Here is a 24,798-nt window from a genome sequence, read left to right as displayed (position 1 = left end):
ATTACTCGAAATATGTCTTCACCCTGGCGGGACAGAATCCTTGGCCTGTTGCCTCGCACGGCCATCGTCTGCCATGACCTGTTCATGGTCTGGGCCTGTTGGCAGCTGCTGCATGCCGGCCGTTACTCCATCCTGCCTGACGCCCCGTCGCTGCCCCTGTGGAACGTCGATACGACGCTGGTGCTCGCGCTCCAGGGCATCGTGTTCTGGCGGGTCGGCCTGTACCGTGGCCTGTGGCGGTTCGCCAGCGTCAGCGACCTGCTGAATATCTTCAAGGCCAGCTTCATCGGCCTGGTCGCCATCGTGCTGGTGCTGGCCTGGAAGCGCTTCAACGGCGTTCCGCTGTCGGTGCTGGTGATCTATCCCTTCGCGCTGTCGGCGCTGCTGGGCGCGCCGCGCCTGCTGTACCGGGCGTGGAAGGACTACCAGTCGCTGCAGTCCGATTCGACCGCGCGGCGCGTGCTCATCCTGGGCGCCGGACAGGCGGCCGAAACCCTGGTGCGCGACCTGCGCCGCTCCGGCAACTTCGAGCCGGTCGGCCTGCTGGACGACGCCCCGCACCTGCGCGGCGCCAAGCTGCAGAGCCTGCCGATCCTGGGCACCCTCGATGACGCCCCGGCCGTGGCCCGCGAAACCGCAGCCAAGCTGCTGGTCATCGCCATTCCCTCGCTGGACGCGGTGGGCATGCAGCGCGTGGTCGCCATCTGCGAAAGCACCGGCATTCCGTTCCGCACCGTGCCCAAGCTCAGCGACATCCTGCAGGGCCAGTCGCTGCCGGGCCAGCTGAAGGAAGTGGCCATCGAGGACCTGCTCGGCCGCAAGCCGATCATGCCGGACTGGAACCTGATCCGTGGCTGGCTGGGCGGGCGCACGGTGATGGTCACCGGTGCCGGCGGCTCGATCGGTTCGGAACTGTGCCGCCAGTGCGCGCGCCACGGCGCCGGCCGCATCGTGCTGCTGGAAATGAGCGAGCTGCTGCTGCTGACCATCGAGGCCGAGCTGCGCCGCAGCTTCCCCGACGTGCAGATCGAAGCGGTGCTGGGCGACTGCGGTGACCCCGCGGTGATGCGCCACGCGCTGTCGCTGCACCCGGTCGATACCGCCTTCCATGCGGCCGCCTACAAGCATGTGCCGGTGCTCGAGCGCCAGCTGCGCGAAGCGGTGCGCAACAACATCCTGGCTACCGAAAACGTCGCGCGTGCGTGCATGGAAGCCCGCGTCGAGCATTTCGTTTTCATCTCCACCGACAAGGCCGTCGATCCGGTCAATGCACTCGGCGCCAGCAAGCGCTACGCCGAGATGATCTGCCAGAGCCTGGACCAGAAGTCCACGCATACCCGTTTCGTCACCGTGCGCTTCGGCAACGTGCTCGATTCGGCCGGCAGCGTGGTGCCGCTGTTCCGCGAGCAGATCCTGCGCGGCGGCCCGATCACGGTGACCGACCCGGAAGTGACCCGCTACTTCATGACGATCCCCGAAGCCTGCCAGCTGATCCTGCAGGCAGCGGCGTCGGCGTCGCACGGTGCCATCTACACCCTGGACATGGGCGAGCCGGTGCCGATCCGCGTGCTGGCCGAACAGATGATCCGCCTGGCCGGCAAGCAGCCGTACAAGGACATTCCGATCATCTACACCGGCCTGCGCCCGGGCGAGAAGCTGCACGAGACCCTGTTCTATTCGGACGAGGATTACCGGCCGACCTCGCACCCCAAGGTGCTGGAAGCCGGCGTACGCACGTTCTCGCGCGACATCGTGCTGGGCAACGTGCCGAGACTGCGTGACGCTATCGCCGAGTACGACACTGATACGATCCGGGAAGTGCTGTTCGCGACGATGCCGGAGTTCTCTCCGATTGAACAGGACGCTTACATCTCCTCCGCTAAAGTTGTTCCCTTTCCGGCACGCGAGGCCAACAGGTACTAAATGAGCAAGCGAATTCGTAAGGCGGTTTTTCCAGTGGCAGGGCTCGGGACGCGCTTTTTGCCGGCAACCAAGACGGTTCCGAAGGAAATGCTGCCGATCATCGATCGTCCGCTTATCCAATACGCTGTTGACGAGGCCATCGAGGCCGGTTGCGACACCCTGATCTTCATCACCAACCGCTACAAGCACGCCGTTGCCGATTATTTCGACAAGGCCTACGAGCTGGAACAGAAGCTGGAGCGTGCGGGCAAGCACGAGCAGCTGGAGATGATCCGCCACGTGCTGCCTGAGGGTGTGCGTGCGATCTTCGTCACCCAGGCCGAGGCGCTGGGCCTGGGCCATGCCGTGCTGTGTGCGAAGTCGGTGATCGGTGACGAACCGTTTGCGGTGCTGCTGCCGGACGATCTGATCTGGAACCGTGGCGACGGCGCGCTGAAGCAGATGGCTGACCTCAACGAGGCTAGCGGTGCGAGCGTGATCGCAGTGGAAGACGTGCCGCACGAGAACACCGCCAGCTACGGCATCGTGGCGACCGAAGCGTTCGATGGTCGCAAGGGCCGTATTTCGCAGATCGTGGAGAAGCCGAAGCCCGAGGACGCGCCGAGCGATCTGGCGGTGGTTGGCCGTTACGTGCTGAGCCCGAAGATCTTCGAGCTGCTGGAATCCACCGGCACCGGTGCCGGCGGCGAAATCCAGCTGACCGATGCGATCGCTTCGCTGCTGGCGACCGACGAAGTGGACGCGTACCGCTTCGAAGGCACCCGTTTTGACTGTGGTACCCATCTGGGCCTGGTCGAAGCGACGATCCGTTTCGCGCTGGAGAACAAGAAGCTGGCGAAGCCGGCGCGCGCGAAGCTGACGGAGATGCTGGCGGAAGAGTGAGGGTGTTCGAGCGCTCCGTTTTGCGCCTCCCTGTATAGCCGGGGAGGCGGGGGCGGGCCGCTGCAGGACACGCCGTGAACCCATCCATGGGGGCTCGTAGGCGCCATCCATGGCGCCTGCGGTCCTGCATCGGCCCGCCCCCGCCTCTCGACAGATTCCGTGGGGCGCGGACGGGGAGGGCGGAATCAAGGGCAAGGGCAAGAGCAAAAAAGGCAGCCGATGGCTGCCTTTTTCTTTTTGGGTCAGAGCCCTTTGCTGCGCAAAGGGATCCGACCCCGGCAATTGACCTTGCCTTTGCCCGCTTATCGGGGTCAGATCCCTTTGCGCAGCAAAGGGCTCTGACCCCGCTTTTGATCTTGCCTTTGCTCACCCTTCCGCCGCGCGGAATGCCGGGTGGCACGGGTGGGTGAGGCTGACCGGGACCGTTGGCGCCATGGATGGCGCCATCGAGCCCCCATGGACGGGTTTACGGCGTGTCCCGGGCAGTCTCACCCACCCGGGCCCCGCAGCAAACCAGCACGTCCGCCGGCAACGCTCTGAACCTTACAGCGCCTCGAAAATACCCGCCGCGCCCATGCCGGTCCCGATGCACATCGTCACCATGCCGTACTTCTGCTGGCGACGACGCAGGCCGTGCAGCAGGGTTGCGGTACGGATCGCGCCGGTCGCGCCCAGCGGGTGACCCAGGGCAATCGCGCCGCCCAGCGGGTTGACCTTGCTCGGGTCCAGGCCGCAATCGCGGATCACCGCCAGCGACTGCGCGGCGAAGGCTTCGTTGAGCTCGATCCAGTCCAGCTGGTCCTGGGTCAGGCCGGCTTGCTTCAGTGCCTTCGGGATCGCGGCGATCGGGCCGATGCCCATCACTTCCGGACGCACGCCGGCCACCGAGAAGCTGACGAAACGGGCAAGCGGGGTCAGGCCGTAATCCTTGATTGCCTGCTCCGACGCCAGCAGCACGGCGCCAGCGCCATCGCTCATCTGCGAGGAGTTGCCGGCAGTGACCGTGCCGCCGAACTGGCCGTTGCGGAACACCGGGCGCAGCTTGGCCAGGCCTTCGGCCGAGGAATCCGGGCGCGGGCCTTCGTCGGTATCGGCCACCTTGTTGCGGGTGATGATGCGCTGGCCATCGGCCAGGTCCGGCAGGTGCGAGACGATCTCGTACGGGCTGATCTCATCCTTGAACTCGCCGTTCTGGATGGCGGCCATGGCCTTCTGGTGCGAGGCCAGGGCAAAGGCGTCCTGGTCTTCGCGCGAGACCTTCCACTCTTCGGCCACCTTCTCGGCGGTGATGCCCATGCCGTAGGCGATGGCGACGTGGTCGTTGTCGAACACGCTCGGGGCCATCGCGATCTTGTTGCCCATCATCGGCACCATCGACATCGACTCGGTGCCACCGGCCAGCATCAGGTCGGCGTTGCCCAGGCGGATCGCGTCGGCGGCCTGCGCCACGGCCTGCAGGCCGGAGGAGCAGAAGCGGTTCACGGTCTGCGCGGCAATCGTGTTCGGCAGGCCGGCCAGCAGCACGCCGATGCGGGCCACGTTCATGCCCTGCTCGGCTTCCGGCATGGCGCAGCCGATGATCGCGTCATCGATGCGGTTGACGTCCACGCCCGGGGCCTGGGCGACGACGCTGCGCAGCACGTGCGCAAGCATGTCATCGGGGCGGGTGTTGCGGAACATGCCCTTGGGCGCCTTGCCGACCGGGGTGCGGGTGGCGGCGACGATGTAGGCGTCCTGGATTTGCTTGGTCATTGCGGTGATCTCTCGAATTTTTTAGCCGGAGTGCCGACCAGCGGTCGGCACCTACCAGGGGCAGATGAGTGCCGACCAACGGTCGGCACCCACCAGAAGCAGGGGGGGCGATCAGTTCCGCAGCGGCTTGCCGGTCTTCAGCATGTGCGCGATGCGGGCCTGGGTCTTTTCCTGCTGGGCCAGTTCGACGAAGTGCTTGCGCTCCAGGGTCAGCAGCCACTCTTCGTCCACCAGGGTGCCGCGGTCGACCTTGCCGCCGCACAGCACGGTGGCGATGCGCTCGGCGATCTCGTAGTCGTACGGGCTGATGAAACGGCCTTCCAGCATGTTCACCAGCATCATCTTGAAGGTGGCGATACCCACGTCACCGGCAACCTGGATGCGGCGTGCCGGCAGCGGCGGGCGGTAACCGGCTTCGGCCAGCGCACGGGCTTCGGCCTTGGCGATGTACAGCGCTTCATAGCTGTTGAACACCACCTTGTCGGTGCTGCGCAGCAGGCCCAGTTCCTGGGCGTTGACCGCCGAGTTGGACACCTTGGCCATCGCCACGGTCTCGAAGGTCTTCTTCAGTTCGGCGAACACGTCACCGCCCGGGCCTGCGGCCTGCGAGGCGCGCACGGCCAGTTCCTTCAGGCCGCCACCGGCCGGCAGCAGGCCGACGCCGGCCTCGACCAGGCCGATGTAGCTTTCCAGGAAGGCGACAGTCTTGGCGCTGTGCATCTGGAACTCGCAGCCGCCACCCAGGGCCAGGCCGCGCACGGCAGCCACCACCGGTACCAGCGAGTACTTGATGCGCTGGCTGGTGCGCTGGAAGTTGGCGACCATCTCTTCGAACTGGTCGACCTTGCCGGCCTGCAGCAGGCCGAGGGCACCGGCCAGATCGGCGCCGGCGGAGAAGGGTTCCTTCTGCTGCCAGATCACCAGACCCTGGAAGTCCTTCTCGGCGCGGCTGACGCACTCCTGCAGGCCGTCGAGCACCTGGTCGGAGACGGTGTTCATCTTGGTCTTGAAGCTGACCACGGCAATGCCGTCGCCGTCATGCCACATGCGCAGGCCGTCGTTCTCGAACACGGTCTCGCCCGGGGCGAACTTCTCGCCCAGCAGCGGATCCGGGAAGCGCTGGCGCTGGTACACCGGCAGCGACGAGCGCGGCAGCTTGGCGTTGCGCGACGGGCTGTAGCTGCCTTCGGCGGCATGCACGCCGTCGCGGCCATCGAACACCCAGTCCGGCAGCGGGGCGCTGCTCATGCTCTTGCCGGCGACGATGTCATCGGCGATCCACTGCGCGACCTGCTTCCAGCCGGCGGCCTGCCAGGTTTCGAACGGGCCGAGCGACCAGCCGTAGCCCCAGCGGATGGCGAGGTCAACGTCGCGCGCGGTCTCGGCGATGTCGGCCAGGTGGTAGGCGCTGTAGTGGAACAGATCGCGGAAGGTCGCCCACAGGAACTGCGCCTGCGGGTGCTGGCTCTCGCGCAGCTTGGCGAACTTCTCGGCCGGATTTTTGATCTTCAGGATCTCGACCACTTCCGGTGCGGCAGTGCGGTCGGCCGGGCGGTAATCCTGCTTTTCCAGGTCCAGCACGACGATGTCCTTGCCGACCTTGCGGAAGATACCGGCGCCGGTCTTCTGGCCCAGCGCGCCCTTGGCGATCAGCGCGTCCAGCCACTTCGGCGACTTGAAGAATTCATGCCACGGGTCGTTGGGCAGGGTGTCGCCCATGGTCTTGATGACGTGGGCCATGGTGTCCAGGCCGACCACGTCGGAGGTGCGGTAGGTGGCCGACTTCGGGCGGCCGACCAGCGGGCCGGTCAGGCCGTCCACTTCATCGAAGCCCAGCCCGAACTGCTGGGTGTGGTGGATGGTGGACAGGATCGAGAACACGCCGATGCGGTTGCCGATGAAGTTCGGGGTGTCCTTGGCGTACACCACGCCCTTGCCCAGAGTGGTGACCAGGAATTCTTCCAGGCCTTCCAGCACGGCGGCGTCGGTGGTGCTGGCCGGGATCAGTTCGGCCAGGTGCATGTAGCGCGGCGGGTTGAAGAAGTGCACGCCGCAGAAGCGGTGGCGCAGCTGCTCGGGCAGCACGTCGGCCAGCTTGTTGATGCCCAGGCCCGAGGTGTTGGAGGCCAGCACCGCGTGGTCGGCCACGAACGGGGCGATCTTCTTGTACAGGTCCTGCTTCCAGTCCATGCGCTCGGCGATGGCCTCGATGATCAGGTCGCAGTCCTTCAGCTGGTCCAGGCCCGACTCGTAGTTGGCCGGGGTGATGGCTTCGGCCAGCGACTTGCTGGCCAGCGGCGCCGGGCTCAGCTTGCCCAGGTTGGCGATCGCCTTCAGCACGATGCCGTCGGCCGGACCTTCCTTCGCGGGCAGGTCGAACAGCACGGTGTCGACGCCAGCATTGGTGAGGTGAGCGGCGATCTGGGCACCCATGACGCCGGCACCCAGCACGGCGGCGCGGCGGACTAGCAGGGAATTGGACATGGTGTAGGGCCTTTGTTGGTCAGCAGTTACTGGGTGGGTCACACCCGGTGGAATCACGGAGAAGTGGGCAGGGCGCTGCCGCGTGCGGCGGCGCGGAACCCGGCTTCGGCGAAATGGATCAGTTCGTGGGCGGCATGGGCACGATGCGCCGCTTCGGTGACACCTGCGGGTCGCTTGATCAGGCCGAAATCGGCCATGGCATAGGTGAGCGAACCGGCGAGGAAATCCAGGCGCCAGTACAGCTCTTCCTTGCTCAGGCCCGGCACGCACTCGGCGATGGCCTTGCCGAACGCGCGCAGCACGTGGCCGTAGTGGTCGGACAGGAACTTGCGCAGGTTGTCGTTCTTTTCGGCGTAGGCGCGGGCGATCACCCGCACGAAGGCACCACCGCTCTGCCGGTCCTGGGCCATGGCCAGGGCGGGCTCGACGAAGGCGGCCAGCACCGGGCGCAGCTGCCCGGGGTGTTCGCTGCGGGCGCGTTCGAGCTGGGCCAGGCGCACGCTGGTCATCTCATCCATGCGCCGGCGGAACACCTCGTTGACCAGGTTTTCCTTGGAGCCGAAGTGGTAGTTGACCGCCGCGATGTTGACGTCGGCCTGGCTGGTGACCTGGCGCAGCGAGGTGCCGGCGAAGCCATGCAGGGCGAACAGCTCCTCGGCGGCCCCGAGGATCCGGTCCTTGGTCGAGAAGTGGGCGGGCTTGGCCATGGGGCGGCGGACCTTAATCAAACGATTGTTTGATACTAGAACCAGACGGTAGCGTATGGCATTTTGCAGTGCAGCAAAACCGGCGGGACGGTCAGAATCCGCTCAGGTGGGTGAATGGGCGGGGCGGGGTCGGATCCCCAACGGGGCTCCGACCCCGATGCTTGCCCGGGAATGGGGTCAGAGCCCCTGCGGGGATCCGACCCCAACGGCCGGCACTACCACCCAGCCGCGATATCTCTTACAATTCGCTTACGTTTATCAGGCTAAGCCCGCGTTTCGACGCGGCTTTTTTTTTGTTACCCTTCGGGCCATCAGCGGCCCGAATCCATTGGAGACATCCCATGGCGCTGGAGCGCACCCTTTCGATCATCAAGCCGGACGCCGTTGCCAAGAACGTCATCGGCGAAATCTACGCCCGCTTCGAGAAGGCCGGCCTGAAGGTCGTGGCCGCCAAGTACAAGCAGCTGTCGCGTCGTGAAGCCGAAGGCTTCTACGCCGTGCACCGCGAGCGTCCGTTCTTCAACGCGCTGGTCGAGTTCATGATCTCCGGCCCGGTGATGATCCAGGCCCTGGAAGGCGAGAACGCCGTCCTGGCCCACCGCGACCTGCTGGGCGCCACCAACCCGAAGGAAGCCGCTGCGGGCACCATCCGCGCCGACTTCGCCGAATCCATCGATGCCAATGCCGCCCACGGCTCGGACTCGGTCGAGAATGCCGCGATTGAAATCGCCTACTTCTTCGCCGCCACCGAAGTCGTCTCGCGCTGAGAGTAATGCCGTGAACGAGGTCGTACAGTCCCCCGCCATCCAGCCGCTGCCGAAGTCGGCACCCACGGCTGGCAAGCAGAACCTGCTCGACCTCGATCGCGCGGGCCTGGAGAAGTTTTTCGTCGAGGTTCTCGGCGAGAAGAAGTTCCGTGCCCATCAGGTGATGAAGTGGATCCACCATCGCTACGTCACCGATTTCGATGAAATGACCGACCTCGGCAAGGTCCTGCGCGCCAAGCTGCAGGCCCATGCCGAGGTGCTGGTTCCCAACATCGTGTTCGACAAGCCCTCCGCCGACGGCACCCACAAGTGGCTGCTGGCGATGGGGGTGGATGGCAAGAACGCCATCGAGACCGTGTACATCCCCGACAAGACCCGCGGCACGCTGTGCGTGTCCTCGCAGGTTGGTTGTGGCCTGAACTGCACGTTCTGCTCCACTGCCACCCAAGGCTTCAACCGCAACCTGACCACCGCCGAGATCATCGGCCAGGTGTGGGTTGCCGCACGCCACCTGGGTAACGTGCCGCACCAGATGCGCCGCCTCACCAACGTGGTGATGATGGGCATGGGCGAGCCGCTGATGAATTTCGACAACGTCGTGCGCGCCATGAGCGTGATGCGCGACGACCTGGGCTACGGCCTGGCCAACAAGCGCGTGACCCTGTCGACCTCCGGCCTGGTGCCGCAGATCGACCGCCTGTCCACCGAAAGCGACGTGTCGCTGGCGGTGTCGCTGCACGCGCCGAACGATGCGCTGCGCGAGACCCTTGTTCCGCTCAACAAGAAGTACCCGATCGCCGAGCTGATGGCTTCGTGCGCACGCTACCTGCGCGCCAACAAGCGCCGCGAATCGGTCACCTTCGAATACACCCTGATGAAGGGCATCAACGACAAGCCCGAGCATGCCCGCGAGCTGGCCCGCCTGATGCGCCAGTTCGACAACGCGGTGCAGGCCAAGGATTCGGGCAAGGTCAACCTGATTCCGTTCAATCCGTTCCCCGGCACCCGCTACGAGCGTTCGGAAGAAGCGCACATCCGCGCCTTCCAGAAGATCCTGCTCGACAGCAACGTGCTGACGATGGTCCGCCGCACCCGGGGCGACGACATCGATGCCGCCTGTGGCCAGCTCAAGGGCCAGGTGATGGACCGTACCCGCCGCCAGGCAGAGTTCAACAAGACGTTGCAGGCAGGGAAGGGGAGCGATGCGGCCGCGTGACCGCCTCTGGCCAGTCCTGATTGCAGGGGTGCTGGCCGTTTCGGCCAGTGGCTGCAGCAAGACCGTCAAGTCCCAGCTTCCCGACGAATACACCCGTGGCGGTGACATCGCCCCGGAGCGCCACGTGCGCGATTCGCCCGGCGTGCGTGAGGAATTCCGTTACCAGGACCAGCTCGCCCTGGCTGCCCGCGACATGCAGGTGGGCAACCTCGACGAGGCCGAGCGCAAGGTGCGCCAGGCCCTGAAGGTCCGGCCCAAGGGCGTGGACGCGGTGATGCTGATGGCCGGCATCGACGAGCGCCGTGGCCGCTCGGAGAAGGCGGGCGAGGGCTTCCGCCGCGCCACCGAGCTGGCCCCGCAGCGCGCTGACGTACTCAACAATTACGGCGCCTGGCTGTGCCAGCACGGCAGTGCCGCCGAATCGCTGCTGTGGTTCGACCGTTCCCTGCAGCTGCCGGGCAATGCCTCCGCGGGCGGCGCGATGGCCAATGCCGGCCGCTGCGCGCTTGATGCCGGCCAGGTGGAACGCGCCGAGCGCGACCTGCGTGCGGCGCTGGTGATGGTCCCGGCCAACCCGGTCGCCCTCGAGGCGATGGCGCAGCTCAACTTCCGCCGTGGCCAGTTTTTCGAGGCGCGCGCCTTCGCCGAACGTAGGATTGCGGCTGCACCGGCCACACGTTCCGTGTTACAACTTGCGTCTGAAATCGAGGCGCGACTGGGCGATCAGGCGGCATCCGATCGTTACCTGCAGCGGATTCGACAGGAATTTCCGCAGGACGCGGGCTCCTAACCTCCAGGGTTGATGCATTGTGATTGATGACCAGACTGTCAGCGCTCTCGATACTGCGGCCGGCTGCGGCACCCGCCTGCGCCAGGCCCGAGAGGCGGCCGGACTGACCCTTGATGATGTCGGCCAGCGCCTGCGCATGCCGGTCCAGGTGGTCAAGTCGCTTGAAGAAGAACAGTGGCAGAAGCTCGGCGCCCCGGTGTTCGTCCGCGGCCAGCTGCGCAGCTATGCGCGCCTGCTGAACGTGGATATCAGCCAGCTGCTGGAGCAGGCCCAGGTCGGTGCGGTGGTTCCGCCCACCCTGGTCAGCCATACCCATACCCCGCGTGCCCGCCGCATCGCCGAGAATCTCGGCCGGCGCATGCTGTATGTCGGCATCACCGCGGTGCTGGCGGTGCCGGTGTGGTTTGCCACCCGCGGCCACTTCGACAACACCCCGTCCGCGCCGAACACGGCCTCGCTGGACGCGATCCCGGCCGCCGTGCCGGTCGCCCCGGCCACCGTCGGCAGCGAGCCGGCAGCGCGCAACGAGCCGGCGGCAGTTGCTGCCAAGCCGGCGGCCACGCCGTACGTGGCGTCGCTGGCCCCGGTGCCGCGCCCGGCCCCGGCCGCTGCGGCTACCGCCAACCTGGACATGCAGTTCAGTGGCGACAGCTGGGTCGATATTGCCGGTCCGGATGGCGGCTCCGTCGAGAAGGCGCTCATCAAGGCCGGCGAGTCCCGCAGCTTCACCCCGGGCCAGGTGAGCCGCGTGACCCTGGGCAATGCCTCGGCGGTCCAGGTTCAGCAGAACGGCGCTATCGTCGATCTGACCCCCTACCAGCGAGCCAACGTGGCCCGCTTTCAGGTATCCTCTGAAGGCTCCGTTGTCCCGGTTTCACACTGAGACGCGGTTTCACCACCTTCGATAATCCCAATGGTCCCTCCCTACGGGCGGGGCGAGAGTACGCATGGCGATCGACGATCTGCTCGACGAGCACGAACAAAGTGAACGTGTCCGCAGCTGGCTGCGGAAGAATGGCGCCAGCATCATCGGTGGCGTAGCGATCGCCATCGGCGCCATTGCCGGCTGGCAGTGGTACCAGACCAACCAGGGCGGCAAGCTGGCCTCGGCCAACGTCGAGTACCAGAAGGCGCTGGTCGGCCTGCAGGACAACAAGCTGGACGACGCTGCCAAGGCGGTCAAGGCGCTGGAGGCTGGCCCGAACAGCATCTATGGCGACCTGGCGGCCCTGCAGCTGGCCAAGGCCCAGGTCGATGCCGGCAAGAACGAAGAAGCACTGGCCACCCTGCGCGGCGTGAAGGTCGAAGGCGACCTGCAGCGCGTGGTTGACCAGCGCGTGGCCCGCCTGCTGGTGGCGACCGGCAAGAGCGACGAGGCGATCAAGCTGCTTGGCAGCGCGACGGACAGCGGCAGCCTGGAGATCCAGGGCGATGCACTGCTGGCGCAGGGCAAGCGCGATGCGGCCCGTGAACAGTATGAGAAGGCGCTTAAGACGCTGGACGTGGCAGCACCGCAGCGGCGCGTGCTGGAAACCAAGGTTATGGACGCTGGCGGCACCGTCGCCGCCCCTGCGGAGTCGGTTTGATGAGTCAGAAGGTCATGATTACGCGCGTCGCCTCCGTCCTGCTGCTGGGCATGGCACTGACCGGCTGCAGCACCATGAAGGGCTGGTTCGCCGGTAAGGATGCCGCCGCCAAGAAGGCGCAGGAGCCGGCGGAACTGGTCAAGTTCGAGCCGACCCTGAAGGTCAACAAGGCCTGGTCGGTCAACCTGGGCAAGGGCGAGCGCCGCATCGGCGTGCGCCAGGGCCCGGCGGTGGCCAATGGCCACGTGTTCGCCGCGGCGATCACCGGTGGCGTGCATGCCATCGACCTGCAGACCGGCAAGAAGGTCTGGACCTGGGAGCCGCAGAAGGAAAAGAAGAAGGCCAAGCTGCGCCTGTCCGGCGGCCCGGGTGTCGGCGAGAACCTGGTGGTCATCGGTACCCTCGATGGCCAGGTGATCGCGCTGGACATCAACGATGGCAGCGAGAAGTGGCGCGCCCGTGTGCCGGGCGAAGTGATCTCGGCCCCGGCCGTGTCGCAGGGCCTGGTGTTCGTGCGCAGCAATGATGGCCGGGTCACCGCGTTCGAAGCCTCCAACGGCACCCAGAAGTGGTTCAACCCCAGCGAGCTGCCGGCGCTGACCGTGCGCGGCAACGCGCCGGTGGTCACTGGCCCGGGCGTGCTGTTCATCGGCAAGGATGACGGCGCTGTCGCCGCCCTGGCCATGCAGGACGGCCGCACCCTGTGGGACCAGACCGTGGGCAGCCCTGAAGGCCGCACCGAGCTGGACCGCATGGCCGACATCGACGGCGCACCGGTGCTGGAAGGCAATACGCTCTTCGTGAGCAGCTTCAAGAACCAGACCATGGCCATCGAAGGCCCGACCGGTCGCCCGCTGTGGGCGCGCGACCACGGCGGTGCCGGCGGCGTGGCGGTGTCTTCGGGCAATGTGTTCGTTACCGACCCCAAGGGCGGCGTGTTCGGCCTGGACAAGACCAGCGGCACCGCGATGTGGTCGCAGACCGGCCTGGCGCGTCGTTCGCTGACCGGTCCTGCGCTGCAGGGTGATTACGTGGTCGTCGGTGACTACAAGGGATACCTGCATTGGCTGCAGGCCTCCGACGGCGCGATGGCGGCGCGGGCCAAGAGTGGCGGTGATGCGCTCCTAGCCCAGCCAGTCGTCGTCGACGGGGTGCTGCTGGTGCAGAATGTTGATGGCAAGCTGACCGCATTCCGGTTGGCAAATTAATACGGAGTAATCGCGATGCTGCCTTTGGTCGCCCTGGTTGGACGGCCGAATGTCGGCAAGTCGACCATCTTCAATGCTTTGACCCGCACGCGTGACGCCCTGGTCCATGACCAGCCCGGCGTCACCCGCGACCGCAACTACGGCGTCTGCCGTCTGGACGAGGACAACCATTTCCTCGTCGTGGACACCGGCGGTATTGCCGAGGAAGAGGAAGGCCTGGCTGGCGCCACCACGCGCCAGGCCCGCGCCGCTGCGGCCGAAGCCGATCTGATCCTGTTCGTCGTCGATGCCCGCGAGGGCACCTCGGCGATGGACGACGAGATCCTGGCCTGGCTGCGCAAGCTGTCGCGCCCGACGCTGCTGCTGATCAACAAGATCGACGGCACCGACGAGGACACCGTCCGCTCGGAGTTCGCCCGCTACGGCTTCGGCGAAATGCTGACCGTGTCGGCCGCCCACCGCCAGGGTCTGGACGACCTGATGGATGAAGTGATCCAGCGCCTGCCCGAAGAAGGCAGCGGCGAAGAGCTGGACAACGATCCGAACCGCATCCGCATCGCCTTCGTCGGCCGCCCGAACGTGGGCAAGTCGACGCTGGTCAACCGCATCCTCGGCGAAGAGCGCATGATCGCCTCGGACGTGCCGGGTACCACCCGCGATTCCATCGCCGTGGACCTGGAGCGTGACGGTCGCGAGTACCGCCTGATCGATACCGCCGGCCTGCGCCGTCGTTCGCGCGTGGACGAGGTCGTCGAGAAGTTCTCGGTGGTCAAAACCATGCAGTCCATCGAGCAGTGCCAGGTGGCCGTGCTGATGCTGGACGCCACCGAAGGCGTGACCGACCAGGACGCCACCGTGCTGGGGGCGGTGCTGGATGCCGGCCGTGCGCTGGTCATCGCCATCAACAAGTGGGATGGCCTGACCGAGTACCAGCGCGAGCAGGCGGAAACGATGCTGTCGCTGCGCCTGGGCTTCGTGCCGTGGGCCGAGTCGGTGCGCATTTCCGCCAAGCATGGCTCGGGCCTGCGCGAGCTGTTCCGTGCGGTGCACCGTGCGCACGAGTCGGCCAACAAGACCTTCACCACCAGCGAAGTGAACAAGGCGCTGGAAATGGCCTACGAGACCAACCCGCCGCCGACCATCCGCGGCCACGTCTCCAAGCTGCGCTACGTGCACCCGGCTGGCGCGAACCCGCCAACCTTCATCGTGCACGGCACCCGCCTGAAGGAGCTGCAGGAATCGTACAAGCGCTACCTGGAGAACTTCTTCCGCAAGCGCTTCAAGCTGATCGGCACGCCGGTGAGCTTCATCTTCCGCGAGGGTACCAACCCGTACGAGGGCAAGAAGAACGTCCTCACCGAGCGGCAGGTCAAGGCCAAGCGGCGCTTGATGAAGCACGTCAAGGGCAAGTGATCCACGAAAAGGCGGCCGCAGGGCCGCCTTTTTTGTTCGCGCTCCCACCGGTAGTGCCGGCCGCTGGCCGGCAACCTCGCGTCGTCTGACGCGTTCATGGCGATGCCGGCCAGCGGCCGGCACTACCCTGCGTTCGCGGATATTGGTCAAGGCGGGTGGCCGCCACGTGCGTGATAATGCGGCCATGAGCATTCCAGAGCTTTCCCCGGAACAGGCACGCGCGCGTGTGGCCCACGGTGCGGTGCTGATCGATGTGCGCCAGGCGCATGAGCGCGCCGGTGGCATGGCCGAGGGCGCGCGTGGCGTGGCCAAGGACGACCTGCTGACCGACCCGGCCGCGCACTTGCCCGCCCCGGGCCAGGAGATCCTGCTGATCTGCCAGAGCGGCAAGCGCTCGGCCGACGCCGCACTGGCGCTGCTGGCGGCGGGCTACCCGAACGTCGCCTCCGTGGCCGGCGGCACCGTGGCCTGGCGCGAGCAGGCGCTGCCGCTGGTGCAGCCGATGCTGGACGCCGCCGACCGCGATTTCTACGACCGCTACTCGCGCCACCTGCTGCTGCCGCAGGTGGGTGAGGCCGGCCAGCGCCGCCTGCAGCAGTCGCGCGTGCTGGTACTGGGCGCAGGTGGCCTGGGTGCACCGGCTGGCTTCTATCTGGCCGCAGCCGGGGTAGGGCACCTGCGGTTTGCCGACCATGACCGCGTGGAGCGCAGCAACCTGCACCGTCAGATCGTGCACACCGAGGCCAGCGTCGGCCAGCTGAAGGTCGATTCGGCGCGCGAGCGGCTGCTGGCGTTGAACCCGTCCATCGAGGTCGAGGCCGTGCCCGAGCGGGTGACCTCGGAGAATGTCGATCGCCTGCTGGACGGCGTGGACGTGGTGCTGGACGGCTCGGACAACTTCCCCCTGCGCTACCTGCTCAACGACGCCTGCATCAAGCACGCCACGCCCATGGTCTATGCCGCCATCGAGCGCTTTGATGGGCAGGTAAGCGTGTTTGACGCCGGCCGCCAGCGTGGCGTGGCGCCGTGCTACCGCTGCCTGTTCCCCGAGCCGCCGCCGCCGGAGTTCGCGCCGAACTGCTCCGAGGCGGGCGTGCTGGGCGTGCTGCCCGGCCTGGCCGGGGTGCTGCAGGCCACCGAGGTGCTGAAGCTGCTGCTGGGCATCGGTGAGCCGCTGGTGGGCCGGCTGTTGCGCTTCGATGCGCTGGGCATGCGCTTCCGCGAAACCGGCATCGGGCCTGATCCCCAGTGCCCGGTTTGTGCGCCGGGTGTGCCGTTCCCTGGGTACATCGATTACGCCGCGTTCTGCAGCGGAGGGTGATCCGGTTCGCCGGGCATGGCCCGGCGCTACCGATTTCGGAACGATCTTGGTTATCAATCCCGCCATCGTTCCATTTTCGGCACAACTAAACGCAACGTCGATGCTATTGCCGTCAGAAAACATGCTCTATCGTTGAGGCCGATTTCGGTTTTCGGGGAAACACCGCATGGCGGTAGAAGCAGCGACCAGCGAGCTGGTCAAGGTCGTGGCCCTGTTGGGCGCGGCGGTGGTGATGGTGCCCTTGTTCCGCAGGCTCGGCCTGGGTTCGGTGCTGGGTTACTTCGCCGCCGGCCTGGCCATCGGCCCGTTCGGCCTGGGCTGGTTCTCCGACCCGCAGGCGATCCTGCATACAGCCGAGCTGGGCGTGGTGATGTTCCTGTTCGTCATCGGCCTGGAAATGCGGCCCTCGCACCTGTGGAGCCTGCGCAAGGAAATCTTCGGGCTGGGGACGCTGCAGATCGCCACCTGTGCGCTGGTGCTGACCACCATCGCCAAGCTGTTCGGCCTGCCGTGGCAGGTCGCCTTCATCGGCGCCACCGGCTTCGTGCTCACCTCCACCGCAGTGGTGATGCAGCTGCTCGCCGAGCGCGGCGACATCGCGCTGCCGTCGGGGCAGAAGATCGTCTCCATCCTGCTGTTCGAAGACCTCTTGATCGTGCCGCTGCTGGCCCTGGTGGCCTGGATGGCGCCGAGCGCGGGCAGTGCCGATGGCGAAGGCTCGCGCTGGTTGTCGGTGGCGATCGGCGTCGGCGCCATCGTCGGCCTGGTGCTGGTCGGCCGCTTCCTGCTCAATCCGCTGTTCCGCCTGCTGGCCGAATCGAAGGCGCGCGAAGTGATGACCGCCGCCGCGCTGCTGGTCGTGCTGGGCGCGGCGCTGCTGATGCAGCTGTCCGGCCTTTCGATGGCGATGGGCGCCTTCCTCGCCGGCGTGCTGCTGAGCGAATCCACCTTCCGCCACCAGATCGAAGCGGACATCGAGCCGTTCCGCGGCATCCTGCTGGGCCTGTTCTTCCTCAGCGTCGGCATGGCGCTGGACCTGGGCGTGGTGGCCGGCAACTGGCCGATGATCGTTGGCCTGGTGCTGGCGCTGATGGCGGCCAAGGCGCTGTGCATCTACGTGGTGGCCCGCCTGATGGGCAGCGACCACGCACAGGCGATGGACCGTGGCGTGCTGATGGCGCAGGGCGGCGAATTCGCCTTCGTGCTGTTCTCCGCCGCCGCCAGTGCCGGTGTCATCGACATGGACATCAATGCCAACTTCACCGCCGTGGTGGTGCTGTCGATGGCGCTGACCCCGCTGGTGGTGCTGGTCTACAAGCGCGTGGCACCGAAGCCGGAAGTGAGCCTGGAAGGTGTGGACACCGCCGATGGCCTGTCCGGCAGCGTGCTGATGATCGGCTTCGGCCGCTTCGGCCAGGTGGCCAGCCAGTCGCTGCTGGCCCGCGACGTGGACGTGACCATCATCGACAACGATGTGGAGATGATCCACAACGCCGAGCGCTTCGGTTTCAAGATCTATTACGGCGATGGCACCCGCCTGGACGTGCTGCATGCCTCCGGCGCCGGTACCGCGCGGGCGATCGCGGTGTGCGTGAACAATGCCGAGGACGCCGATCGCATCGTTGAGCTGGTGGCGCACGAATTCCCGCAGGCCAAGCTGCTGGTGCGCTCGTTCGACCGCGAGCACTCGCTGCGGTTGATCCATGCCGGCGTTGATTTCCAGATCCGCGAGACGTTTGAATCGGCGCTGATGTTCGGCCAGGCCGCGCTGATGGAACTGGGTGCGGACGAAGACGACGCGCAGGAAATCGCCGAGCAGATCCGCGAGCGCGACGCCGAGCGGTTTGAGCTGGAAATGGCCGGCGGCAGCCTGCGTGCCGGTGCGCACATGGTGTTCGGCAGCGCGCTGCCGGGCGTGCCGACCCCGACCCCGTTCACCGCGCCCAAGCGCAAGGCCCGCACGTTGAATGCGGACCAGGTGCCGGAGGAAGAAGAGGATTGATGGCAGGGGTCGGATCCCTTTCCAACGGAAAGGGCTCTGACCCCGTTGCAGGTGCGTGTGTGTTGAATGGGGTCAGAGCCCTTTGCCTGCGGCAAAGGGATCCGACCCCGCTGCCACATCCCGGTGGGCGAGGGGGCCTGAATCAGGGACAATAGCGTCCCCGCCGCCGCCTGCCCCCGCATTCGATGACTGACTCCGCCCCCCAGCTTCCTGCCCGCATCCTCGATGGCCGCCGTATTGCCGAGGACCTGCTCGACAGCCTGAAGGTGCGCGTCGACGCCCGGGTGGCCGCCGGTGGCAGCCGCCCCGGCCTGGCCGTGGTGCTGGTGGGTGGCGATCCGGCCTCGACCGTGTACGTGCGCAACAAGCGCCGCGCGGCTGAAAAGGTCGGCATCGAAGCCCATGACTACGATCTGCCCGCTGGCACCAGCGAGGCCGAACTGCTCGACCTGATCGACCAGCTCAATGCCGACCCCAAGATCAACGGCATCCTGATCCAGCTGCCGCTGCCGGGCATTCCCGACGCGCGCCGCCTTATCCAGCGCATTGACCCGCGCAAGGACGTGGACGGCTTCCACCCGGAAAACGTCGGCCACCTGGCCCTGCGTGAATTCGGCCTGCGCCCGTGCACCCCGCGCGGCATCACCACGCTGCTGGGCCACACCGACCAGCCGGTGCGCGGCCGCAACGCCACCATCGTGGGCGTGAGCAACCATGTCGGCCGGCCGATGGGCCTGGAACTGCTGATCGCCGGCTGCACCGTGACCAGCTGCCACAAGTTCACCCCGAAGGACGTGCTGGAGCAGGCCGTGCGCAACGCCGACATCCTGGTAGTGGCCGTGGGCCGCCCGGGCATCGTGCCGGGCGAGTGGGTGAAGCCGGGGGCCGTGGTGATCGACGTCGGCATCAACCGGCTGGACGACGGCCGGCTGGTGGGCGATGTCGGGTTTGAGGCCGCGGCGGAGCGGGCGAGCTGGATTACCCCCGTGCCGGGTGGCGTCGGCCCGATGACCGTCGCCACGCTGATGCAGAACACGCTGGAAGCGGCGGAAGCATCCTGATTCAACGGCGCCGCTGCGCTCGCCGGGCATGGCCCGGCGCTACCCGGACGGTGTCGGCCTGCATGACCCGCTCCTGGTAGGTGCCAACCTTGGTTGGCACGATTTGTCCGGCGCCTGGGCTCCAGATGGGGTGATGGCCTCTCCCTGTTTGTGCCAACCAAGGTTGGCACCTACCAAAGGCGGTTCCGTGGCGGTTCCATGTCCGCGGCGGTTCTGCGGCGGTGCGGCGGGCCCGGTCCATCGCCCTGAACGGATCACCGCCCGCGCGACACTGCGTCGCATCCACCCCCTCCCACGGGGCGTGAAAAAGGGGTAAAATGTCGCGCTTCCCCACATCTCGGGTATGCCGATGCTGCGCATCCAGGCTGAAGCACTCACTTACGACGACGTCTCGCTCGTCCCCGCCCACTCGACCATCCTGCCCAAGGACGTCAACCTCGAAACGCGGTTGACCCGAGACCTGAAGCTCAAGCTTCCGATCCTGTCTGCGGCCATGGATACGGTCACCGAAGCCCGCCTGGCCATCGCCATGGCACAGCTGGGTGGCATGGGCATCATCCACAAGAATCTCAGCCTGGAACAGCAGGCCGCGGAAGTGGCGAAGGTCAAGAAGTTCGAGGCCGGTGTCATCCGCGACCCGATCACCGTCGGCCCGGAAACCACCATCCGCGACGTGCTGGCCCTGACCCAGGCGCACAACATCTCCGGCGTGCCGGTGGTGGGCAGCGACGGCCTGCTGGCCGGTATCGTCACCCATCGCGATATGCGCTTCGAGACCGAGCTGGACGATCCGGTCCGCCACATCATGACCAAGAAGGATCGCCTGGTCACGGTGAAGGAAGGCGCCGCCAGCGATGAAGTGCTGCAGCTGCTGCACCGCAACCGCATCGAAAAGGTGCTGGTGGTCAACGATGATTTCGCCCTGCGTGGCCTGATCACCGTCAAGGACATCCAGAAGAACACCGACTTCCCCAACGCCGCCAAGGATCTGTCGACCCGCCTGCTGGTCGGCGCTGCCGTCGGCGTGGGTGGTGACACCGACCGCCGCGTGGAAGCGCTGGTTGCCGCCGGCGTGGACGTGATCGTGGTTGATACCGCGCACGGCCACTCGCAGGGCGTGCTGGACCGCGTTGCCTGGGTCAAGAAGAACTTCCCGCACGTGCAGGTCATCGGTGGCAACATCTGCACCGGCGAAGCCGCACTGGCGCTGCTGGACAGCGGCGCGGACGCGGTCAAGGTCGGTATCGGCCCGGGCTCGATCTGCACCACGCGCGTTGTCGCCGGTGTCGGCGTGCCGCAGGTGACCGCCATCGATCTGGTGGCCGAAGCCCTGCAGGACCGCATCCCGCTCATCGCCGACGGTGGCATCCGTTACTCGGGTGACATCGGCAAGGCGCTGGCCGCCGGTGCCTCGACCATCATGGTCGGCGGCCTGCTGGCCGGTACCGAGGAATCGCCGGGCGAGACCGAGCTGTACCAGGGCCGTTCGTACAAGAGCTACCGCGGCATGGGTTCGCTGGCCGCCATGGAAAAGGGGTCGAAGGACCGCTACTTCCAGGACGCCGCCACCGCCGACAAGCTGGTGCCGGAAGGCATCGAAGGCCGCGTGCCGTACCGCGGCCCGGTGGGCGGCATCATCCACCAGCTGATGGGCGGCCTGCGCGCCACCATGGGCTACGTGGGTTGCGCCACCATCGACGACATGCGCACGAAGCCCAAGTTCGTCAAGATCAGCGGCGCCGGCCAGCGTGAGAGCCACGTCCACGACGTGACGATCACCAAGGAACCGCCGAACTACCGCGCCTGACGCGGGCCGGAGAAAGAGGAACGAGGAAGCTGATTCCCGTTCCTCTTTTTCCATCTGCCGCAGCAAATTATTTGAAGTTTCGTTTTCCCTACTGCATTGCCAGGGCGCCATGACCAACATCCATAACGACAAGATCCTGATCCTCGATTTCGGCGCGCAGTACACGCAGCTGATCGCCCGCCGCATCCGCGAGCTGGGCGTCTACTGCGAAATCTGGGCCTGGGACCACAACCCGGCCGAGATCGCGGCGTTTGGCGCCAAGGGCATCATCCTGTCCGGTGGCCCGGAATCGACCACGCTGCCGGGCGCCCCGGCCGCGCCGCAGGAAGTGTTCGACAGCGGCCTGCCGATCTTCGGCATCTGCTACGGCATGCAGACCCTGGCCGCCCAGCTGGGTGGTGCCACCGAAGCGGCTGACCAGCGCGAGTTCGGCCACGCCGAAGTGAACGTCATCAACCCCGATGCATTGTTCAAGGGCCTGAGCGACCACGGCGGCGAGCCGAAGCTGAATGTCTGGATGAGCCACGGCGACCACGTCTCCATCGCACCGCCGGGCTTCACCATCACCGCTACCACCGACCGCATCCCGGTGGCCGCCATGGCCAACGAAGAGAAGCGCTGGTACGGCGTGCAGTTCCACCCGGAAGTGACCCACACCCTGCAGGGCCAGGCGCTGCTGCGCCGCTTCGTGGTGGATGTGTGCGGCTGCCAGACCCTGTGGACCGCCGCCAACATCATCGACGACCAGATCGCCCGCGTGCGCGAGCAGGTGGGCGATGACGAAGTGATCCTGGGCCTGTCCGGCGGCGTCGATTCGTCCGTCGTGGCCGCGCTGCTGCACAAAGCCATCGGTGAGAAGCTGACCTGCGTGTTCGTGGATACCGGCCTGCTGCGCTGGCAGGAAGGCGACCAGGTTATGGCGATGTTTGCCGAGCACATGGGCGTGAAGGTCGTGCGCGTGAATGCCGCCGACCGTTACTTCAGCGCGCTGGAAGGCGTGAGCGACCCGGAAGCCAAGCGCAAGATCATCGGCAACCTGTTCGTCGAGATCTTCGACGAAGAGTCGAACAAGCTGAAGAACGCCAAGTGGCTGGCGCAGGGCACCATCTACCCGGACGTGATCGAGTCGGCCGGCAGCAAGACCGGCAAGGCGCACGTGATCAAGAGCCACCACAACGTGGGCGGCCTGCCGGAGCACATGAAGCTGGGCCTGGTGGAGCCGCTGCGCGAGCTGTTCAAGGACGAAGTGCGCCGCCTGGGCGTCGAGCTCGGCCTGCCGCGCACCATGGTCTACCGCCATCCGTTCCCGGGCCCGGGCCTGGGCGTGCGTATCCTGGGCGAAGTGAAGCGCGAGTACGCCGAACTGCTGGCCAAGGCCGATGCCATCTTCATTGATGAGCTGCGCAAGGCGGACCTGTACGACAAGACCAGCCAGGCGTTTGCCGTGTTCCTGCCGGTGAAGTCGGTGGGCGTGGTGGGCGATGCGCGCGCTTATGAGTGGGTGATTGCGCTGCGGGCTGTGGAGACGATTGACTTCATGACCGCGCATTGGGCGCATCTGCCGTATGAGTTTTTGGGTACGGTGAGCAACCGGATCATCAATGAGTTGCGGGGGGTGTCGCGGGTTGTCTATGACATCTCGGGGAAGCCGCCGGCTACTATTGAGTGGGAATGAGTTGAGGCCTCTTGCGGCTGAGGCAGTTTGTCGAGACGCTGCCGTGGATCATGAATCATGTGTAATTTCTTCTGCGGCAGCGATCAAACTTAATAGCTCATCGGCTTGAGGTGGGGGCGTGAGTTTCTAAGGGGTCGTTATTGGCTTCTATGGCAGTCCTTGCAGCTCAAGGTCGGAGCATTTGTATTCACGGGCATCGTATACAGCGATGTTTTTGAAAGTTTTGGTGGGTGCATGCGCCAGTGCAAATGGGTTGGGCGGTATCTTCAGCGTTCTTTTGGGCATCTCTTTAGTAAATTAAAGTCAGGGGCAGGGATGAGTAGGTGGGGCGAGCCTTCTAATGTAATTGCTGCGATAGCTGTCGTGCTTTCAGTTGTCGCTCTTGCTTCATCGGTGAAGAGTTGTTCCGTCAGTGAGAGTGCTCTTGAGCTGGCAAATGCCGACTACATGGATGCCCGGGCCTTGGTTCTTCTTGGTAGGGTTGACGATGATCGTATAGCTCTTCGTCCTAGTGATGATTCCTTTGTAATTCAGCGTGTTAGATATAAATTCCCAAGTGATTTTGGGGGTGGGTTTAGGTCGGCAGTTGCGCCGGATTTCCAAGTCAATGTCCCTTCAGGGCTAAATGTGCTTAAGGGGATTATTGCGAAGAGCCACTCTGTTGATCCTGGTATGGCGCTGGTTTCTTTGGAATCCTCGTTGCCAGTTCTAGTGGAGACGAGGGCAATTGCAAAAGGAAGGCCAATTCTCGATAGAAGTCTCTATGCACTGGTGTACGAATTTGTACTGGAGCCGGACGGGCCGGAAGGTGTTAAGGTTAAGCTGCTGGCGTTCCACTTGGCAGATCGTCTGAGTGGAGGCGATTCGGGGGAAGTGCAGCTAGAGGCGGCTTGGAAGGAGGCTAATAGAGAGACCAGCGCCGCCGAAATTATTAGGTAGCGCAGCTGCACTGCGTTGAAGGTTTCCGAAAAGAGGATTCTATCTCCGGGTGGTATTGCCCACGATAATGGACTATCAAGCGAGGAGGCTTTTTGAGGAGGGTTGTGCTCGTTTGTCTTCCTGTCAGGTAATTCTGCGATAACTGCGTGTCTTGATCTAGGAAGGACTACAGGGGCGTATGCGACAGCTACATAAGAATAATCATTACGTTCCTCAGTTGTATCTCAGAGGGTGGGCCTCTGAGAATCGAATTCCCACATACAGCCTTCTTGTTGAGGATCCCAGGGTTCCCCTGTGGACACTGCGCTCCTTGAAGAGTGTTGCCTATCGTCCGAACCTTTATACGAGAAGTGTGGATGGTGTGCAGGATGATGCACTGGAGAGATGGCTTGACAGGGAGTTTGAGGCTCCGGCCGTGGCTGCCTTCAAGCGAGCCATTGCAGATCAGCGGTTGGCGCCTGATGACTGGAGAAAGCTCGTAAGATTCGCTTTTGCGCAAGACGTAAGGACGCCAGCTAGACTCCGCCAATTTCATAAGCGTCAGGCAGCTTCGATGCCGGCTCTATTAGAGACGTCCCTGTCTAGCGCTTTAGCTAAACTCAGTGCCGGAACACTGCCGCCGTTAGCTAGGCATCGTGAGCCCGGTCGAGGATTGCCCCTCAGGTTGACGGTGGACGCAGCTGAGGACGATGCGAGCAATGTTGGTGTAGAAGCCCTGGTGGGACGTTCCATGTGGCAATGGACTATTGATCATTTGCTCACAAAAACCATCGAAAAAATATCCATGAAGGGCTGGACTATCTTAAAGCCAGCCTCGGGATTTCTTTGGCCGACTTCCGATAACCCTGTTGTTCGGCTCAACTATTTTGGTGATTATAGATATGATTTCGATGGGGGCTGGGAAGTTCAAAATGGGGATGTCATTTTCCCGCTTTCCCCAGATCACCTGATGTTTCGTTGTCTGGGTTCTCGCCCTCGGTCGAGGGGTAGTCGGGTTGATGTCGAAACCACGCGGAAGATACAGCGAATAATTATTGAAAATGCTGATAGGTTTGTTTTCTCTAAGTCTCCATTTCGTTGTGAAGATATCCGTCAGCGAGTGGTGAATGGAGCAGCCTTTCGAGATGAGAAAGCCTTTTGGGAGCGTTGGGACGCTGAGCAAATTGATGCCGAAAGAGGGTATTCGAGCTGATTAATCAGTTTTTGGTCGTTGCTGATAATGTGGTGCGCTATGATCACTGAGTTACGTTGCCAGAAGCATGAAA

General features: G+C 65.0%; 19 protein-coding genes. 16 read left to right on the top strand and 3 right to left on the bottom strand.

What is annotated here, in order from left to right; genetic code table 11:
• The first annotated feature begins 12 nt into the window (after positions 1 to 12).
• Entirely contained in the window at positions 13 to 1,923 is a 1,911-nt protein-coding gene (locus C1926_RS12535; RefSeq protein WP_174214094.1) for a nucleoside-diphosphate sugar epimerase/dehydratase, read from the top strand.
• On the top strand, positions 1,924 to 2,805 hold the full coding sequence (gene galU, locus C1926_RS12530; RefSeq protein WP_079221617.1) for a UTP--glucose-1-phosphate uridylyltransferase GalU: 882 nt from the start codon (positions 1,924 to 1,926) through the stop codon (positions 2,803 to 2,805).
• Between the two features lie 543 nt (positions 2,806 to 3,348).
• On the opposite strand, the gene C1926_RS12525 is transcribed toward galU, so the two are convergent.
• The 3 genes from C1926_RS12525 to C1926_RS12515 all read right to left on the bottom strand — a co-directional run bounded on the left by C1926_RS12525 (position 3,349) and on the right by C1926_RS12515 (position 7,748).
• Positions 3,349 to 4,557, bottom strand: coding sequence for an acetyl-CoA C-acyltransferase (locus C1926_RS12525; protein WP_005416236.1), 1,209 nt, complete (start codon positions 4,555 to 4,557; stop codon positions 3,349 to 3,351).
• Between the two features lie 111 nt (positions 4,558 to 4,668).
• A complete protein-coding gene (locus C1926_RS12520; protein WP_108759416.1) occupies positions 4,669 to 7,041 on the bottom strand; it encodes a 3-hydroxyacyl-CoA dehydrogenase/enoyl-CoA hydratase family protein in 2,373 nt (790 codons plus the stop codon).
• 53 nt (positions 7,042 to 7,094) lie between these two features.
• Positions 7,095 to 7,748: a TetR family transcriptional regulator gene (locus tag C1926_RS12515; protein ID WP_108759415.1), complete on the bottom strand. Its 654-nt coding sequence runs from the start codon at positions 7,746 to 7,748 to the stop codon at positions 7,095 to 7,097.
• A 341-nt stretch (positions 7,749 to 8,089) separates the two neighbouring features.
• Here C1926_RS12515 and ndk point away from each other — a divergent pair, with 341 nt between their 5' ends.
• The 14 genes from ndk (at position 8,090) to C1926_RS12450 (ending at position 24,725) form a co-directional block, all read left to right on the top strand.
• Positions 8,090 to 8,515, top strand: coding sequence for a nucleoside-diphosphate kinase (gene ndk / locus C1926_RS12510; protein ID WP_008265389.1), 426 nt, complete (start codon positions 8,090 to 8,092; stop codon positions 8,513 to 8,515).
• 10 nt (positions 8,516 to 8,525) lie between these two features.
• The gene (gene rlmN, locus C1926_RS12505) at positions 8,526 to 9,731 is read left to right on the top strand and encodes a 23S rRNA (adenine(2503)-C(2))-methyltransferase RlmN (RefSeq protein ID WP_079221620.1); all 1,206 of its coding nucleotides are present in this window, start codon (positions 8,526 to 8,528) and stop codon (positions 9,729 to 9,731) included.
• Positions 9,718 to 10,521, top strand: coding sequence for a tetratricopeptide repeat protein (locus C1926_RS12500; protein ID WP_079221621.1), 804 nt, complete (start codon positions 9,718 to 9,720; stop codon positions 10,519 to 10,521). The genes rlmN and C1926_RS12500 overlap by 14 nt, the downstream gene beginning before the upstream one ends.
• A gap of 19 nt (positions 10,522 to 10,540) precedes the next feature.
• Positions 10,541 to 11,404, top strand: coding sequence for a RodZ domain-containing protein (locus C1926_RS12495; protein WP_108759414.1), 864 nt, complete (start codon positions 10,541 to 10,543; stop codon positions 11,402 to 11,404).
• Positions 11,405 to 11,468: 64 nt separating this feature from the next.
• Complete coding sequence (locus C1926_RS12490; protein WP_079221623.1) at positions 11,469 to 12,107, top strand: tetratricopeptide repeat protein; 639 nt, start codon at positions 11,469 to 11,471, stop codon at positions 12,105 to 12,107.
• A complete protein-coding gene (gene bamB / locus C1926_RS12485) occupies positions 12,107 to 13,315 on the top strand; it encodes an outer membrane protein assembly factor BamB (protein WP_079221624.1) in 1,209 nt (402 codons plus the stop codon). The genes C1926_RS12490 and bamB overlap by 1 nt, the downstream gene beginning before the upstream one ends.
• Before the next feature lie 15 nt (positions 13,316 to 13,330).
• Positions 13,331 to 14,728 (top strand): ribosome biogenesis GTPase Der, encoded by a 1,398-nt coding sequence (der, locus tag C1926_RS12480; RefSeq protein WP_079221625.1) that lies wholly within the window; start codon positions 13,331 to 13,333, stop codon positions 14,726 to 14,728.
• 184 nt (positions 14,729 to 14,912) lie between these two features.
• A complete protein-coding gene (moeB, locus tag C1926_RS12475) occupies positions 14,913 to 16,049 on the top strand; it encodes a molybdopterin-synthase adenylyltransferase MoeB (protein WP_108759413.1) in 1,137 nt (378 codons plus the stop codon).
• 166 nt (positions 16,050 to 16,215) lie between these two features.
• Positions 16,216 to 18,051 carry a monovalent cation:proton antiporter-2 (CPA2) family protein gene (locus C1926_RS12470; protein ID WP_079221627.1) on the top strand — a complete coding sequence of 612 codons (1,836 nt, stop codon included), beginning with the start codon at positions 16,216 to 16,218 and terminating at the stop codon, positions 18,049 to 18,051.
• A 185-nt stretch (positions 18,052 to 18,236) separates the two neighbouring features.
• Positions 18,237 to 19,112 (top strand): bifunctional methylenetetrahydrofolate dehydrogenase/methenyltetrahydrofolate cyclohydrolase FolD, encoded by an 876-nt coding sequence (gene folD / locus C1926_RS12465; RefSeq protein ID WP_108759412.1) that lies wholly within the window; start codon positions 18,237 to 18,239, stop codon positions 19,110 to 19,112.
• A gap of 349 nt (positions 19,113 to 19,461) precedes the next feature.
• Positions 19,462 to 20,919 (top strand): IMP dehydrogenase, encoded by a 1,458-nt coding sequence (gene guaB, locus C1926_RS12460; RefSeq protein WP_108747812.1) that lies wholly within the window; start codon positions 19,462 to 19,464, stop codon positions 20,917 to 20,919.
• Between the two features lie 109 nt (positions 20,920 to 21,028).
• Positions 21,029 to 22,594, top strand: coding sequence for a glutamine-hydrolyzing GMP synthase (gene guaA, locus C1926_RS12455; RefSeq protein WP_108759411.1), 1,566 nt, complete (start codon positions 21,029 to 21,031; stop codon positions 22,592 to 22,594).
• 159 nt (positions 22,595 to 22,753) lie between these two features.
• The gene (locus tag C1926_RS21505) at positions 22,754 to 23,533 is read left to right on the top strand and encodes a hypothetical protein (protein WP_159095101.1); all 780 of its coding nucleotides are present in this window, start codon (positions 22,754 to 22,756) and stop codon (positions 23,531 to 23,533) included.
• Between the two features lie 178 nt (positions 23,534 to 23,711).
• Entirely contained in the window at positions 23,712 to 24,725 is a 1,014-nt protein-coding gene (locus C1926_RS12450) for a DUF4238 domain-containing protein (RefSeq protein WP_108759410.1), read from the top strand.
• Positions 24,726 to 24,798: the final 73 nt, after the last annotated feature.

The organism is Stenotrophomonas sp. ZAC14A_NAIMI4_1 (assembly GCF_003086915.1).
Lineage (GTDB): Bacteria > Pseudomonadota > Gammaproteobacteria > Xanthomonadales > Xanthomonadaceae > Stenotrophomonas.
The sequence above is the reverse complement of the archived record's forward strand: the minus strand, read 5'-3'. Positions and strand labels throughout refer to the sequence as shown.

Excerpts from the sequence above, each read along its gene's own strand:
- C1926_RS12515 (WP_108759415.1), bottom strand. The coding sequence starts at position 7,748 with ATGGCCAAGCCCGCCCACTTCTCGACCAAGGACCGGATCCTCGGGGCC.
- C1926_RS12520 (WP_108759416.1), bottom strand. The coding sequence starts at position 7,041 with ATGTCCAATTCCCTGCTAGTCCGCCGCGCCGCCGTGCTGGGTGCCGGC.
- guaB (WP_108747812.1), top strand. The coding sequence starts at position 19,462 with ATGCTGCGCATCCAGGCTGAAGCACTCACTTACGACGACGTCTCGCTC.
- C1926_RS12470 (WP_079221627.1), top strand. The coding sequence starts at position 16,216 with ATGGCGGTAGAAGCAGCGACCAGCGAGCTGGTCAAGGTCGTGGCCCTG.
- moeB (WP_108759413.1), top strand. The coding sequence starts at position 14,913 with ATGAGCATTCCAGAGCTTTCCCCGGAACAGGCACGCGCGCGTGTGGCC.
- C1926_RS12450 (WP_108759410.1), top strand. The coding sequence starts at position 23,712 with ATGCGACAGCTACATAAGAATAATCATTACGTTCCTCAGTTGTATCTC.
- C1926_RS12535 (WP_174214094.1), top strand. The coding sequence starts at position 13 with ATGTCTTCACCCTGGCGGGACAGAATCCTTGGCCTGTTGCCTCGCACG.
- C1926_RS12490 (WP_079221623.1), top strand. The coding sequence starts at position 11,469 with ATGGCGATCGACGATCTGCTCGACGAGCACGAACAAAGTGAACGTGTC.
- guaA (WP_108759411.1), top strand. The coding sequence starts at position 21,029 with ATGACCAACATCCATAACGACAAGATCCTGATCCTCGATTTCGGCGCG.
- bamB (WP_079221624.1), top strand. The coding sequence starts at position 12,107 with ATGAGTCAGAAGGTCATGATTACGCGCGTCGCCTCCGTCCTGCTGCTG.
- der (WP_079221625.1), top strand. The coding sequence starts at position 13,331 with ATGCTGCCTTTGGTCGCCCTGGTTGGACGGCCGAATGTCGGCAAGTCG.
- galU (WP_079221617.1), top strand. The coding sequence starts at position 1,924 with ATGAGCAAGCGAATTCGTAAGGCGGTTTTTCCAGTGGCAGGGCTCGGG.
- C1926_RS12500 (WP_079221621.1), top strand. The coding sequence starts at position 9,718 with ATGCGGCCGCGTGACCGCCTCTGGCCAGTCCTGATTGCAGGGGTGCTG.
- ndk (WP_008265389.1), top strand. The coding sequence starts at position 8,090 with ATGGCGCTGGAGCGCACCCTTTCGATCATCAAGCCGGACGCCGTTGCC.
- folD (WP_108759412.1), top strand. The coding sequence starts at position 18,237 with ATGACTGACTCCGCCCCCCAGCTTCCTGCCCGCATCCTCGATGGCCGC.
- C1926_RS12525 (WP_005416236.1), bottom strand. The coding sequence starts at position 4,557 with ATGACCAAGCAAATCCAGGACGCCTACATCGTCGCCGCCACCCGCACC.